The sequence below is a fragment of the Thiohalobacter sp. IOR34 genome (assembly GCF_030406045.1).
Classification (GTDB): domain Bacteria; phylum Pseudomonadota; class Gammaproteobacteria; order Thiohalobacterales; family Thiohalobacteraceae.
Genome location: NZ_CP128988.1, coordinates 2,896,348 through 2,910,050, shown reverse-complemented (window position 1 = coordinate 2,910,050; position 13,703 = coordinate 2,896,348). Strand labels below are relative to the sequence as shown.

Here is a 13,703-nt window from a genome sequence, read left to right as displayed (position 1 = left end):
CGCCGCGCCAGGGTCCGTGAAACGGGGGGAAGATGAAAGCAGCAGAGCTGTTCGTCCGGTGTCTCGAAAACGAGGGCGTGGAATACATCTTCGGCGTGCCCGGCGAGGAGAACCTGGATCTGATGGATGCCTTGCTCGACAGCAGCATCCAGTTCGTTACCTGCCGTCATGAGCAGGGGGCGGCCTTCATGGCCGACGTCTACGGCCGGCTCACCGGCCATGCCGGGGTCTGTCTGTCCACCCTCGGGCCTGGGGCCACCAACCTGGTGACCGGCGTGGCCGACGCCAACATGGACTATGCGCCGCTGGTGGCCATCGCCGGCCAGGCCGATACCAACCGGCTGCACAAGGAGTCGCACCAGGTCCTCGACCTGCAGCAGATGTTCCGTCCCATCACCAAGTACACCTCCCGCTTGCTGACCCCGAACATCATCCCCGAGGTGGTGCGCAAGGCCTTCAAGGTGGCGCAGAGCGAGAAGACCGGTGCCACCTTCATCGAGTTTCCCGAGAACATCGCCAAGATGGAGCTGGACGACGTGCCCCTGGCGATCAAGCATCCGGTGCAGCCGGAGCCCTCGCGGGAGCAGGTGGAGCGGGCCGCCGAACTGATCTCCGAGGCACGCAACCCGATCATCCTCGCCGGCAACGGCGTGGTGCGGGCGCGGGCCTGGAAGCATCTGGCCGATTTCGCCGAAAAGCTCGGTATCCCCACCGCCAACACCTTCATGGCCAAGGGGGTGATCCCCTTCCGCCATCCGACCGCCCTGGGCAGTGCCGGCCTGCAGGCCAACGACTATGTGAGCTGCGGATTCTCGCGAGCCGATCTGATCATCTGCATCGGCTACGATCTGGTCGAATATCATCCCCACCTCTGGCACCCGACCCGTGATCGCAAGATCATCCACATCGACGCCAGTCCGGCCGAGGTCGATGCCAGTTATCCGGTTACGGTCGGTGTGCTGGGGGACATCAAGCACAGTCTGATGCGCATCGCCGAGTTGGCCGCGCCGCACCAGGGCCATCCCATGCGCGCCCTGCGCGAGGCCCTGATCGAGGAGATGAACCAGCAAGCCAACGACCAGGGCTATCCGGTCAAGCCGCAGAAGCTGATCTGGGATCTGCGCACCGTCCTCGATCTGGAGGACATCGTGGTTTGCGATGTCGGTGCCCACAAGATGTGGATGGCGCGCATGTTCCGCTGCGAGTACCCTAATACCTGCCTGATCTCCAATGGCTTCGCCAGCATGGGTATCGCCGTGCCGGGCGCGATCGCCGCCAAGATGGTCTACCCGGACCGGCATGTGGTGGCAGTGACCGGGGATGCCGGCTTCATGATGAATTCCCAGGAGATCGAGACGGCGCTGCGTCTCAAGGTGCCGATCGTCATATTGATCTGGAACGATGGTGGCTACGGCCTGATCGAGTGGAAGCAGATGAACCAGTTCCGGCGAATTTCCCACGTGCGCTTCGGCAACCCCGATTTCGTGCGCTATGCCGAGTCATTCGGGGCCCGCGGCTTCCGCGTGGAGCACACCGGGGAGCTGATGCCGATTCTCAGGGAGGCGCTGGCCAGCGATCGGCTGTGCGTCATCGACTGCCCCGTGGACTATGGCGAGAACCTCAAGCTGACCGAGAAGCTGGGCAAGCTGGTCTGTCCGCTATGAGTGCCCACGCCCTGCCCATCGCTGCCGAGCATGTCTGCGACACGGCATCGCGCCGCAACAGCGGTCATCGCCTGCGGCTGCTCAGCTTCAACATCCAGACCGGTATCAGCACGCGCCGCTTCCGCCAGTACTTCACTCACAGCTGGAAGCACGTCCTGCCCCATGCCAGCCGCTTCCACAATCTCGACCGCATCGCCGAGCTGGTCAGCCAGTACGATCTGGTCGGTCTGCAGGAGGCCGATGCCGGCAGTCTGCGCAGCGGCTTCATCAACCTCACCGAATACCTCGCCCAGAAGGCCGGCTTTCCCTTCTGGTACGATCAGACCAACCGCCGCATCGGGCGCATCGCCAAGCATGCCATCGGCGTATTGAGCCGGTTCCAATGCAGCGAGATCGTCGAGCACAAGCTGCCGGGCCCCATCCCCGGGCGCGGCGTGCTGGCGATCCGCTATGGCCACGGCGAGGATTCCCTGCTGGTGCTGATCATCCACCTGGCGCTCGGCCGCCGCACCCGTCTGCAGCAGCTCGACTACGTGGCCGGACTGATCAACGAGAACCGCCATGTGGTGCTGATGGGCGATTTCAACTTTCCTTCGCGCAGTGAGGAGATGGACTTCCTCATCAACCGCACCCTGATGACCGAGCCGATCCATGGCATGAACACCTTCCCCAGTTGGCGACCGCGGCGCAACATCGACCACATCCTGGTGACACCGACCCTGGAGGTGAACCGCATGCGGGTGCTCGACTGCCCGGTGTCCGATCATCTGCCGATCTGCATGGAGGTGGTGCTGCCGGACAGCATCCACCTGGTCGGCGCCTGAGGCCGGTAACAGCCGGCCCGCCGGTCACGCAGGCTCAATAGGCGGGGTAAACTCTGCGCCACCGTCGCCGATAAACCTGGAAGCGGATGCGGCAGAGCAGGGCAGGGCGCCGGTGACAAGCGAACATCAATCCTCCATCGAGACCTGGAAGCGCAGGTATTACGACAGCCTGGAGCAGGCCGAGCAGAAGGAACGCCAGTGGCAGCGGCTGGAGGAACTGCTGCGCAAGACCATCAGCCGCCTGACCCTGGCAGCGGACGGCCTGGACGACACCCTCGACGAGCAGCTCAAGGCGCTGCGCGACGCGATCCGCGACCGGGCCGATGCCGGCCTGTTGCAGTCGCGCATCGAGGCCATGTCCGCCACCCTGGTGCGGCTGGATTCCAAACGGGCGGCGCGCGAGACGGCGCCCGGTGCCCTCGATGTGCTGGCCGACCTGCTCGAACGCACCCCCCTGCCGCGCAGCAGCCGCTCCCGGGTGCGGGCCCTGCGCAGGCAGCTGCGCGAGGCGGGCGACGGCCAGATCCCCGCCGTGGTCAGGGCCTTTGCCGCGCTTCTGGAACAGGCGCTGAACGAGGCCGAGGCGCCCGGCGCTTCGCCCGGCCTGATCGGCCGACTGTTCTCGCGTCAGCCGCCGGCCGCCTCGGCGGCACCGAGACCGGAGCCACAGCCTGAGCCGGCCGATCCGCTGGCGGGGCAGCGTGAGATGCTGCTCTATCTGCTGCAGCGGCTGGCCGCCCGGACCGATGCCGCGGAGCGGCTGGAGGCGCTGCGAGCCCGGGTGCTGCAGGCCGAGGCGGACCAGGCGCTTCGCCGGCTGGCCGACGAGCTGCTGGAGGCCGGGCTGCTGCGGGGCGAGGCGGAGGCGGGGGATGACCAGGCTGCGGTGCGCGAGGTGCTGCTGCGGTTGTTGCAGCGCCTGTCGCTGCCGGCCGAGTTCGAGCCGCGGGTCGAGGACCTCAAGGAGACGCTGAGCGGCACGGCGCAGGCGCTGGACGTGGAACAACTGCTCTGCGACCTGGCCGAGCTGGTGCAGGATCTGCGTCTCCAGGCCCAGGACGAGAAGAAGGAGATCGAGAGCTTCCTGCAGCAGGTGACCGACCGCCTGCAGGACATCGATGCCTTCGTCCGGGGCAGCGAGGAGGCGCGGGGCGAGAGCTACCGCAGTGGCCGCGCCCTGGGCGACAACGTGCAGGAGCAGGTCCGTGGCATCGAGGCCAGCGTGCGCGACGCCCGGGACCTGGGACAGTTGAAGGCAGCGGTGCAGCGGCGGCTGGACACCATTCTCGAGCACGTCGAGCAGCACCGGCAGGAGGAGACGGAACGCCAGGCCGCGGCCGAGGCGCGGCTGGCCGAGCTCGACCAGCGCCTGGCCGAGATGGAGGAAGAGGCCGGCAGCCTGCGCGAGCGGATCCGCAGCGAGCGGGAGCAGGCCCTGTGCGATGCCCTGACCGGGATCCCCAACCGCCTGGCCTGGGACGAGCGGGTGCAGCAGGAATACGCCCGCTGGAAGCGCTTCGGCACGCCGCTGAGCCTGCTGGTCTGGGACGTCGATCATTTCAAGCGGGTCAACGACGTCTATGGTCACAAGGCGGGCGACAAGGTGCTGAAGGTGATCGCCGGTCTGCTCGCCGACAACATCCGCGAGACCGACTTCATCGCCCGCTACGGGGGCGAGGAATTCGTGCAGCTGATGCCCGGTGCCAGCCAGGAAGCCGTGCTGGAGGTGGCGGAGAAACTGCGCCACGCTGTCGAGCATTGCGGTTTCCACTACAAGAAGCAGAGCGTGCCGGTGACCATCTCCTGCGGCATCGCCGAGTTCCGCAGCGGGGATGATATCGAGACGGTCTTCGAGCGTGCCGATCGGGCCCTGTACCGGGCCAAGGCGGCCGGCCGCAACCGCTGCCTGGTGGCCGAGGCCGGCGACGGATGACGGCAGAGGGCTAACCCGGATATTGCACAAGGATTCGATTCTCAGGGCGAATCACTGGTGCAATAGGCGGGTTGATCTGGTACAAGGGGCGGCGCACCCTTGCGCCGAACCTGTCACGAGATGCTCTACACCAGTCTCAAGTTCCTTCACCTCGGCTGTGTCGCCCTCACGCTGGGCCTGTTCCTGCTGCGCGGGCTGTGGATGCTGCAGGCCTCGCCCCGCCTGCAGCAGCGCTGGGTCGGCATCCTGCCCCATGTGGTCGACAGCACCCTGCTGGCCGCCGCCATCGGCATGCTGCTGGTGGCGCGCATGTCGCCCCTCGACCATCCCTGGCTGCTGGCCAAGATCACGGCCCTGGTCGTCTACGTGCTGCTCGGCAGCATTGCCCTGAAACGCGGCGCCAGCCGCCAGGTGCGGCTGCGGGCCTGGCTGGCCGCCCTGCTGGTGTTCGGCTACATCGTGTCGGTCGCCGTCAGCAAGTCGGTCCTGCCCGGCCTGGTCTAGCCCGGATATTGCACCAAGGCGGTCCGCATGATCGGCATTCAGGCTGTCATACAAGGCCGAGGTGGCCATGAGAGGGTTGCCTGGACGGGGGGGGGGCCTCGATCGCGGCCTGGAGGCCGCTCCTACGAGGCATGGCGGAACAATGTGGCGGTAGGAGCGGCCTCCAGGCCGCGATCGGGCGGGCATTGCCCGCCCCATTTGCCGTGGCCGGACGACCGCGCCTGTGGGGCTAGCCCGCCTATTGCATCAGGACCCGGGATGATGGCGTGCCTGGAGGCCGCTCCTACGGGGCATATGCCACACCCTTGCGCCATATGCCGTGCCCTCTTCCCTGGCATCCTCCAGCGGCCGCTGCTATCCCGTTGAATCCATACTTGTTTTTATTGATTGCCTTACTGGCCGTTATCTTGCAAGGCGATGATTCCCAAGGTTTTCAACAGGAACAGGATTCATCGACCATGCAGCAGCCTCCGTTCAAATTTTCCCTATTGGTACTAGGCCTTTTCGCGCTGCCAGCCGTACAGGCGGACAGCGGTGTGGACATCATCGAGATCGAGAAGGCGCCGCCGGAACAGCCCGAGGTGATGCGCCTCGGCATCGAGCAGGCGGTCGAGGAAGGTCCGGTGGATACCGGTGCCTGGTTGCGCAGCCTGCCGGGCGTGTCGGGCAAGCGGCTCGGCGGCCACGGTGTCGATCCGGTGATTCGCGGCCAGGGCGAGAACCGGGTCAACGTGCTGCTCGACGGCGCCTACGTCTTCGGCGGCTGTCCGAACCGCATGGACCCGACGACCTCCTATGCGCCGTTGACCAGTTTCGACAGCATCATCGTCATCAAGGGCAATCAGACGGTGCGCTACGGCGCAGGCGGCAGCGGCGGCACCTTGCTGCTGGAGCGCATCACGCCGCCGTTCCGGGCCGATGAAAAACTGCGTGCTCGCGTCGATGCTGGCTATGCTTCCAACGGCAACCAGCGCGAGCTGTTCGTCGATGGCGCCGGCGGCAACAGCCGCGGCTATGTGCGTGCCATCGCCGGCATCAACAAGGCCGACAACTACGAGGACGGTGACGGCAATGCGGTGCGCTCGGCCTACACCGAACGCGGTGCCAGCCTGATCCTCGGCTACACCCCGGATGCGGCGACGCGCCTGGAACTGAGCCTGGAAGCGATTCGCGGCGACGACATCTACTACGCCGGGTCGATGGATACCCCGGAGACCTCGAACGACCTGCTGCGTCTGAGGTTCGACAAGGACAACCTCAAGGGGATGTTCTCGGCGGTCAAGGCCGAGTTCTATCGTTCCGACGTCTCGCACCTGATGGACAACTACAGCCTGCGCCCGCTTACCGCACCGATGATGATGGCGGTACCCTCCGATTCCATGACCAGCGGTGGGCGCCTGGAGCTGACCAGCGGCGCGGATGGCAGCCAGTGGCGCTGGGGGCTGGACTACCAGAAGAGTGACCGCGACGCGATCCGCTACACCGGCGCCAGCCTGGCCACTGTCAATTCCTACATGTGGCCGGACGTGACCCTCAGCCAGACCGGCCTCTTCGCGGAGACCGAGCAGTCCCTGGCCGGCCATCGACGCTTGCGCGCCGGGGCACGGGTCGATCGGGTCAATGCCAGTGCCGGCCGTGCGAGTCAGGATCCGCCGGGCATGGCCATGAGTCCCAACCAACTGTACAGCCTGTACTACGGCAAGACAGGCGGGGATCACGACGAGACCAACGTCGCTGGTTTCCTGCGTCTGGAACAGGATCTCGCGGCCAGTCCCGTGACCCTCAGCTTCAGTCTCAACCGCAGCGTGCGCACCGCCGATGCAACCGAGCGTTACATGGCGGCCAATGGCTTGACGGCGGCCCAGCGCTGGGTGGGCAATCCCGACCTCGATCCGGAACGGCACCACCAGCTCGAACTGGGGCTGATCTACAATCCGCCGACCTGGAATCTGAGCGTGTCGATCTATTACGACGACGTCAGCGATTACATCCTGCGTGACCGGGCCCACGGCCAGGCCGGCATCCTGCTGAGCGACAGTGCCACCATCTACCGCAATGTCGATGCCACCCTCTATGGGGGCGAGCTCAGCCTGCGCCATCGCTGGGCCGGAGCCTGGTCGAGTGAACTGACCCTGGCCCATGTCCGCGGCCAGAACACCAGCGACGACCGGCCGATTGCGCAGATCCCGCCGCTGGAGTTCTCGCTGGAGTTGAAATACGAGGCCGGCAGCTGGCAGTTGGGCGGCCGGCTGCAGGGCGCCGCCCGCCAGACCCGGGTCGACGACGATCCGGCCACCGGCAGCGGCCTGGACAGCGGCCAGACGCCGGGCTACGCAGTCATCGATCTGTTCGGCGAGTATCAACTGGGACGGCAGTTCCGTCTGCGTGCCGGCATCGACAACCTGTTCGACCGGACCTACGCGCAGCATCTCAACCGCGCCAACGACTTCGATCCGCTGCAGGTGCAGATCAACGAGCCGGGGCGCAGCGTCTGGTTGAAGCTGAACGGCAGTTTCTGAGCGGCAATGTCCAGGTGCCGGCCGTGTGGCCGGCACCTGGTCACTCGGGGGCTGACGGCAGTATTTGATCGCCTCGCGCCGGTTGCATGGCACCGGGACCCCGGCTGATGGCGTGGCTGGACCCGCCGGGGATCGCGGCCTGGAGGCCGCTCCTACGGGGCATGGCGGCACCCTGGCAGGAGCGGCCTCCAGGCCGCAATTGGTGTGGTGTCAACAGGCTCCAGGAGCCTGCCGGACTCGGGACTGATCTACTGCGCGGGCGGGAGAGCGACCCGAATCTGCCGCCCTGCCCGCTATGATCGCCTGAGTTCGACAGGCTGCTAAACCCCAGGCCGGGGGGGTGCCCAGGCGGCTGCTGTCCGCGAAGCCTGGCACTCAGGCATGTTCGGAGATCGGTCTGTCGGTGAACAGGTAGTCCTTCAGTTCCTTGCTGAAGGCGTCGTCGTGCCGACGGATCCATTCCATGAGCATGGCCGCGTGCTCCTTCTCCTCGTCGCGGTTGTGGGCGAGGATGGCCTTCAGCTCGGGGTCGGTGCAGACGTCGACCCGCTGGTTGTACCAGTCAATGGCCTCCAGCTCTTCCTTGAGGGACTCGATGGCACGGTGCATGTCACGCACTGCATCGCGGAGCTTGTCTTCCTGGTATGGCATGGTGTTCTCCTTTCCTTGGCGGCATGGCCAACGGACCGCTCTACCAGCACGTTCGCTATGATCGGCTAGACCTCGATGGCGTATTTCTTCAGCCGGTAGAGCAGGGTGTCACGCGACAGGCCCAGCAGGCGGGCGGCATGGCTGCGATTGCCGCGGCTCTGCTCCAGGGCCTGGCGGATGAGCTGGACCTCGACATCCTCCAGCCGCAGGCCTTCCGCCGGCAGGCGGATCAGGTTGTCCTCGGCAGCGCCGGGGCGGCCGCTGCGGATCTCGTTCGGCAGGTTGTCGGCGTCGATCTCGCTGCCGCTGAACAGGATCAGCATGCGTTCGCAGAGATTGCGCAGCTCGCGCACGTTCCCGGGCCAGTGGTACTCGCAAAGCCGTTGCCGCGCGGCGCGGGTGTAACGCGGCGGTTCCAGCCGATACTGCTCGGCCAGGGTGGTGGTGAAGAAATCCAGCAGCAGCAGCAGGTCGCCATTGCGCTCGCGCAGTGGCGGCAGCACGATCGGCACCACGTTGAGCCGGTAGTAGAGATCCTCGCGGAAGCGGCCGGCCTGCACCTCGGCCAGCAGGTCGCGGTTGGTGGCGGCGATCAGCCGGACGTCGGCGGTGATCACCTCCTTGCTGCCGATCGGCAGGCACTCGCCGGATTCCAGGAAGCGCAGCAGCTTGGCCTGCACGCCGAGCGGCAGTTCACCGATCTCGTCCAGGAACAGGGTGCCGCCATGGGCCTCCACCACCTGCCCCGATTGGTCGGCGACGGCACCGGTGAAGGCGCCCCGCTTGTGGCCATAGAGCAGGGATTCGGCCAGGGTCTCCGGCAGAGCGGCGCAGTTGACGGTGATCAGCGGGCCGGCGGCACGGGGGCTCTCCTGGTGCACGGCATGGGCCAGCAGATCCTTGCCGGTGCCGCTCTCGCCCTGGATGAGCAGCGGCACGTCGGTGGCGGCCACCAGGGCGGCGGCGCGCAACTGGGCACTGAGTTCAGGCGAACGGCCGATGAGCAGGGTCTCGAAATGATTCATGGCTGGATTCTCCTCTCGCCGCACGCGCGGCGACCGATCCTCTTCAAGCTGCGCCAATGGCGGTAGCTGTCATTCTACGGCTGGTCAGGGGCATGTAATTGATGTGGGTCATTTGCAGCCTCATGCCCGGCATGTCCCTCATGCTGCGGGGCGAACCAGAGGCTGGCCAGACCGAACAGCACCAGCAGCACGCCGATCACCCGCCGCAGGTCGCGGCGCGCCATGAGCCGGGTCGACCAGCCGGTCATCAGCCCCATGGTCAGCACGCCGGGCAGGGTGCCGAGCCCGAACAGCGCCATGTAGAGCGCGCCATGCAGGGCGTCGCCGGCGGCCGCCACCCAGAGCAGGGTGGAATACACCAGGCCGCAGGGCAGCCAGCCCCAGATCACGCCGAACAGCAGGGCCTGGCCGCTGCGGCGGACCGGCAGCAGGCGCTGACCGAGGGGCTCCAGGCGCCGCCACAGAGGGGTGCCCAGCTTCTCCACCCGGGCGAAGTCCGGGAACCAGCCGGCCAGGTAGAGGCCGATGCTGACCAGCAGCAGGGCGGAGAGGCCGCGGATCACGGCGTGGCCGTACTGCGGGCTGATGATCTCGAACAGCCGGGTGCCCAGGCCGCCGATCAGCGCGCCGGCCAGGATGTAGCTGGTGATGCGTCCCAGGTTGTAGGCCAGCACGAAGCGGACCAGATGACGCCGGTCGCTGCGGATCTCCGCCGGCAGGCTCATGGTCAGGGCGCCCATGATGCCGCCACACATGCCGATGCAATGCAGCACGCTGGCCAGACCGATCAGCAGCGGAACGAACAGGGAGAAGGTCACGATGGGCAATCCGGCGCTGGGGTGGGAGGCGCATTATTTCGCCCCCCCGATGACTGTTCAAGGGCAAAGGCTACTGACAGCCTCGGACAGTTGCCGGCGTTGCCTGAAAAATTCTATAAAGATCATGTAAATATCAGTTTATCTGGTGTGGTATCTAAAAATACAGGGCAGCCAAGATCTGCATTCTGGGCGGGTTACGGTTTGTGCCTATTCGATGTCAGGCCGACTCTGGCTGCGCATCCTGGGCGATCCCCCTCAAGCCATGGCAACGGCTATGACTCTTCGGACGATCACCCAGGCTGCTTTGCCAGCCTCGCCCTCGGCATCGAATCCTTGGTGCAATATCCGGGCTAAATGGCTTGCCCTGTTTTTGGGGTAAGCTATAAACTTCGAGCGAACGCTCTTGTTTTGGCGATGAATCGCGTGGAGGGCACGGCATGAAGATCCCGTTGCGGGAACGCAAGTATGCACGCACCCGGCTGCGGCTGGCACAGGCCCTGCGGGAGCGGCTGGAGGGGCGGCCGCTGGAGGCCCTGGCGGTGCGCGAGCTGTGCGAGGCTGCGGAGATTTCCGAGGCCACCTTCTTCAACTATTTCCCCCGCAAGGCGGATCTGCTGGCCTATGTCGGCCAGCTGTGGAGCCTGGAGCTGAACTGGCATGCCATGCAGCGCCAGGCCGCCGGCGCCACGGGCCTGGAAGTGATCCAGACCGTGTTCGAACAGGCCGCGCGCCAGGTGCAGGGCGCACCCGGCGCCTTCGGCGAGCTGATCGCCCAGCAGGCGGCCGGGCGCACGCGGCGCGAGTTGCCGCCGCTGACCCCCGCCGAGCGCCAGCTGGCCTTTGTCGAGCATGCCGACATCGGCCAGGTGCCGGACCAGGGGCTGGAGGTCACCCTTGCCCAGCAGCTACAGCGGGCCATCGACGCCGGGGCGCTGCCACCGAACAGCCATCTGCAGACCCTGATGGTGTCGCTGATCGCCATCTTCTACGGCGTCATCCTCGCCCTGCGTCAGTCCAATCCCGCGGCCATCGGCAGCATGTACCGCCAGCAGCTGGCCCTGCTCTGGGCCGGCGTGAGCGGCCTCACCGGGGGCGTGGCATCATCCGGCTGAGGCGCTGCCTGCACCACGGCAGGGCATTTTACCCTGTGTTTTTCAGGGGTTTGCGGTTGATGCACATCAAGGCCGTGATACATTTCCCCGGTAAGCTAGCCCCGAGCGGACGGCCATGAGGGAATGCCGTCCCCCTTCACTGAACCCTTGCTGGTGGAGCCATGTCCTTCATGCAGATCGAATCGCCCAGACCCAAGACGATGCCCGGGCTGGCGCCGCTGGCGCTGGGCTTCCGGCCCTTCTTTCTGGTGGGCGGGCTGGCGGCGCTGGTGCTGCTTGGGCTGTGGCTCGCCGTGTGGGGCAATCTGCTGCCGGCCAGCGGCTACTATGGCGCCATCGGCTGGCATGCCCACGAGATGCTGTTCGGCTACACGGCCGCGGTGGTGGCCGGCTTCCTGCTGACCGCGGTACGCAACTGGACCGGCATCGGTACCCCCACCGGCCTGCCGCTCGGTTTGCTGGTGCTGCTCTGGCTGCTCGGTCGGCTGCTGCCCTTCCTCGCCCCTGCCCAAGGGGTGCTGATCGCCGTCGTCGATCTGGCCTTCCTGCCGGCCCTGGCCCTGGCCCTGGCGCGCCCCCTGTTCGGCGCCGAGGCGCGCCACAACCGCATCATGCTGCTGTTTCTGGCCGGCATGATCCTGGCCAACGTCTACATTCACCTCGATGCCCTCGGCTGGGTCGAGGGGCTGGCCCGCCAGGGCCAGCAGCTGATGCTGTTCATGGTGCTGTTCCTGCTGATGACCATCGGCGGGCGGGTGCTGCCCTTCTTCACCGAGGCGGCGATCCCCGGCGCGGAGGCCGCACGCCGGCCGGCGGTGGAGAAGGCCACCGTCGGCCTGGCGCTGGCCCTGGTGCTGGCCCAGGCCGGCTATCCCGAGCCGCGCCTGATCGGCGTTATCGCCACCCTGCTCGGCCTGGTGCAGCTGGTGCGGTTGTGGGGCTGGTTCGACCGCCGTGCCCTGGGCATCCCGGTGCTCTGGGTGCTGCACAGCGGCTACCTGTGGCTGGGGGTGGGCTTCCTCCTGCTCGGTGCCGCGGGCTTCGGGCGCTTTGCGCCCAATCTGGCGCTGCATGCCCTGACGGTGGGCGCCATCGGCGTCTTCACCCTGGGCATGATGGCGCGTGTCTCGCTCGGCCACACCGGGCGCATGATGCAGACCGCGCCGGCGGTCAACCTGGGCTTCGTGCTGCTCAACCTGGCGGCCCTGCTGCGGGTCTTCGGTCCGCTGCTGGTCAGCGAGTCCTACAATCTCTGGGTCAACCTCGCCGGCGGCCTCTGGCTGCTGGCCTTCGCCCTCTTCGTCTGGGTCTACACCCCCATCCTGCTCCGCGCCCGGGTCGACGGCCGGCCCGGCTGAACCTGTCTGCCTCTCCGTCGGAGCGGCGCTCCCCGCCACGAATCCCCGAACCAAAAGCAAGAAAGGGGGTCACAGGTCAAAAGGGGGGTCAGGTCTCACAATCCAACATTCTGCAGGAATGGAAGCAGAAAGGAGGTCTGGTCTCACAATCCAGCACTCTCTGATACGCTTGGGTTTTCAAGAAACGGACGGAGGGCAAGGAAGCCATGGCACGACCGCTGCGTCTCGAATTTGCTGGTGCGCTTTACCATGTCACTGCCCGCGGCGACCGGCGGCAAGCAAGAAAGGGGGTCAGGTCTCACAATCCAACAATTCTGCAGGAATGGAAGCAGAAAGGAGGTCTGGTCTCACAATCCAGCACTCTCTGATACGCTTGGGTTTTCAAGAAACGGACGGAGGGCAAGGAAGCCATGGCACGACCGCTGCGTCTCGAATTTGCTGGTGCGCTTTACCATGTCACTGCCCGCGGCGACCGGCGGGAGGATATTTATCTGGACGATGAAGACCGCCGGGATTTTCTTGTCCTGCTGGGCGAGGTGTGCAATCGATACAACTGGCTGGTGCATGCCTACTGCCTGATGTCCAACCACTACCATCTCCTGGTGGAAACGCCGGACGGCAATCTTTCCAGGGGAATGCGGCAGCTCAATGGAGTCTACACCCAGCGCTTCAATCGCCGCCATGGCCGTGTGGGTCATGTATATCAGGGGCGTTACAAGGGGATTTTGGTGCAGAAAGGCACCTATTTGCTGGAGCTTGCGCGCTATGTCGTGCTCAACCCGGTGCGGGCGGGCATGGTGGCGGAGGCGGGACAGTGGCCGTGGAGCAGCTTCCGGGCATCGATCGGCGAGGAATCCGCGCCAGCCTGGCTGGAGACCGATTGGCTGCTGGCGCAGTTTGGGGAGACGCGCGGCAAAGCGGTACGCCGGTACATCCGCTTTGTGCGTGAAGGGGTGGGCGCATCCTCACCATGGGGCAGGCTGAGGTACCAGGTATTTTTCGGTGACGAGGAATTTGTCGAAAGGTTTCGTGACCCCAGGCGTTTTGAACGACTCAGCGAAGTGCCGAAAGCCCAGCGTCGCCCGCTTGCCCGGACGCTCGCGGAGTATCGCAATGAATTTCCACGCGCCGAGGCCATGGCCCGTGCCTATCTTTCCGGTGCGTACACCATGAAGGCGATTGGCGAGTTTTTCGGCGTACACTACATGACGGTGAGCCGGGCAGTGCGGAGGTTTGAAGCGCCGGAGTAGTTGCGACCTTTGCCGTGTTGGATTGTGAGACCTGACCCCCCTTTT

Annotated in this window: 11 protein-coding genes; 8 read left to right on the top strand and 3 right to left on the bottom strand. The window is 65.9% G+C overall.

All coding sequences use genetic code 11. The features are described from left to right. Positions 1–32 precede the first annotated feature (32 nt). The 5 genes from QVG61_RS13370 to QVG61_RS13350 all read left to right on the top strand — a co-directional run bounded on the left by QVG61_RS13370 (position 33) and on the right by QVG61_RS13350 (position 7,444). The gene (locus QVG61_RS13370) at positions 33–1,664 is read left to right on the top strand and encodes an acetolactate synthase large subunit (protein WP_289931177.1); all 1,632 of its coding nucleotides are present in this window, start codon (positions 33–35) and stop codon (positions 1,662–1,664) included. Continuing rightward, positions 1,661–2,488 (top strand): endonuclease/exonuclease/phosphatase family protein, encoded by an 828-nt coding sequence (locus QVG61_RS13365; protein ID WP_289931176.1) that lies wholly within the window; start codon positions 1,661–1,663, stop codon positions 2,486–2,488. Before QVG61_RS13370 ends, QVG61_RS13365 begins: the two co-directional genes overlap by 4 nt. Before the next feature lie 112 nt (positions 2,489–2,600). Continuing rightward, entirely contained in the window at positions 2,601–4,421 is a 1,821-nt protein-coding gene (locus QVG61_RS13360; RefSeq protein ID WP_289931175.1) for a diguanylate cyclase, read from the top strand. 99 nt (positions 4,422–4,520) lie between these two features. Beyond that, positions 4,521–4,925 carry a SirB2 family protein gene (locus tag QVG61_RS13355; RefSeq protein WP_289931174.1) on the top strand — a complete coding sequence of 135 codons (405 nt, stop codon included), beginning with the start codon at positions 4,521–4,523 and terminating at the stop codon, positions 4,923–4,925. Between the two features lie 536 nt (positions 4,926–5,461). Next, positions 5,462–7,444 (top strand): TonB-dependent copper receptor, encoded by a 1,983-nt coding sequence (locus QVG61_RS13350; RefSeq protein ID WP_289931173.1) that lies wholly within the window; start codon positions 5,462–5,464, stop codon positions 7,442–7,444. Between the two features lie 375 nt (positions 7,445–7,819). Here the strand turns inward: QVG61_RS13350 and QVG61_RS13345 are convergent, their stop codons facing one another. The 3 genes from QVG61_RS13345 to QVG61_RS13335 all read right to left on the bottom strand — a co-directional run bounded on the left by QVG61_RS13345 (position 7,820) and on the right by QVG61_RS13335 (position 9,938). Beyond that, complete coding sequence (locus tag QVG61_RS13345) at positions 7,820–8,095, bottom strand: encapsulin-associated ferritin-like protein (RefSeq protein WP_289931172.1); 276 nt, start codon at positions 8,093–8,095, stop codon at positions 7,820–7,822. Positions 8,096–8,160: 65 nt separating this feature from the next. After that, positions 8,161–9,120 carry a sigma-54 dependent transcriptional regulator gene (locus QVG61_RS13340; RefSeq protein ID WP_289931171.1) on the bottom strand — a complete coding sequence of 320 codons (960 nt, stop codon included), beginning with the start codon at positions 9,118–9,120 and terminating at the stop codon, positions 8,161–8,163. 74 nt (positions 9,121–9,194) lie between these two features. After that, complete coding sequence (locus QVG61_RS13335; RefSeq protein WP_289931170.1) at positions 9,195–9,938, bottom strand: sulfite exporter TauE/SafE family protein; 744 nt, start codon at positions 9,936–9,938, stop codon at positions 9,195–9,197. Positions 9,939–10,375: 437 nt separating this feature from the next. Here QVG61_RS13335 and QVG61_RS13330 point away from each other — a divergent pair, with 437 nt between their 5' ends. The 3 genes from QVG61_RS13330 (at position 10,376) to QVG61_RS13320 (ending at position 13,658) form a co-directional block, all read left to right on the top strand. Further along, complete coding sequence (locus QVG61_RS13330) at positions 10,376–11,050, top strand: TetR family transcriptional regulator (RefSeq protein ID WP_289931169.1); 675 nt, start codon at positions 10,376–10,378, stop codon at positions 11,048–11,050. Between the two features lie 170 nt (positions 11,051–11,220). Further along, complete coding sequence (locus QVG61_RS13325; RefSeq protein ID WP_289931168.1) at positions 11,221–12,408, top strand: NnrS family protein; 1,188 nt, start codon at positions 11,221–11,223, stop codon at positions 12,406–12,408. A gap of 410 nt (positions 12,409–12,818) precedes the next feature. After that, positions 12,819–13,658, top strand: a complete 840-nt coding sequence (locus QVG61_RS13320) for a transposase (RefSeq protein WP_289931167.1) — start codon at positions 12,819–12,821, stop codon at positions 13,656–13,658. Positions 13,659–13,703 lie beyond the last annotated feature (45 nt).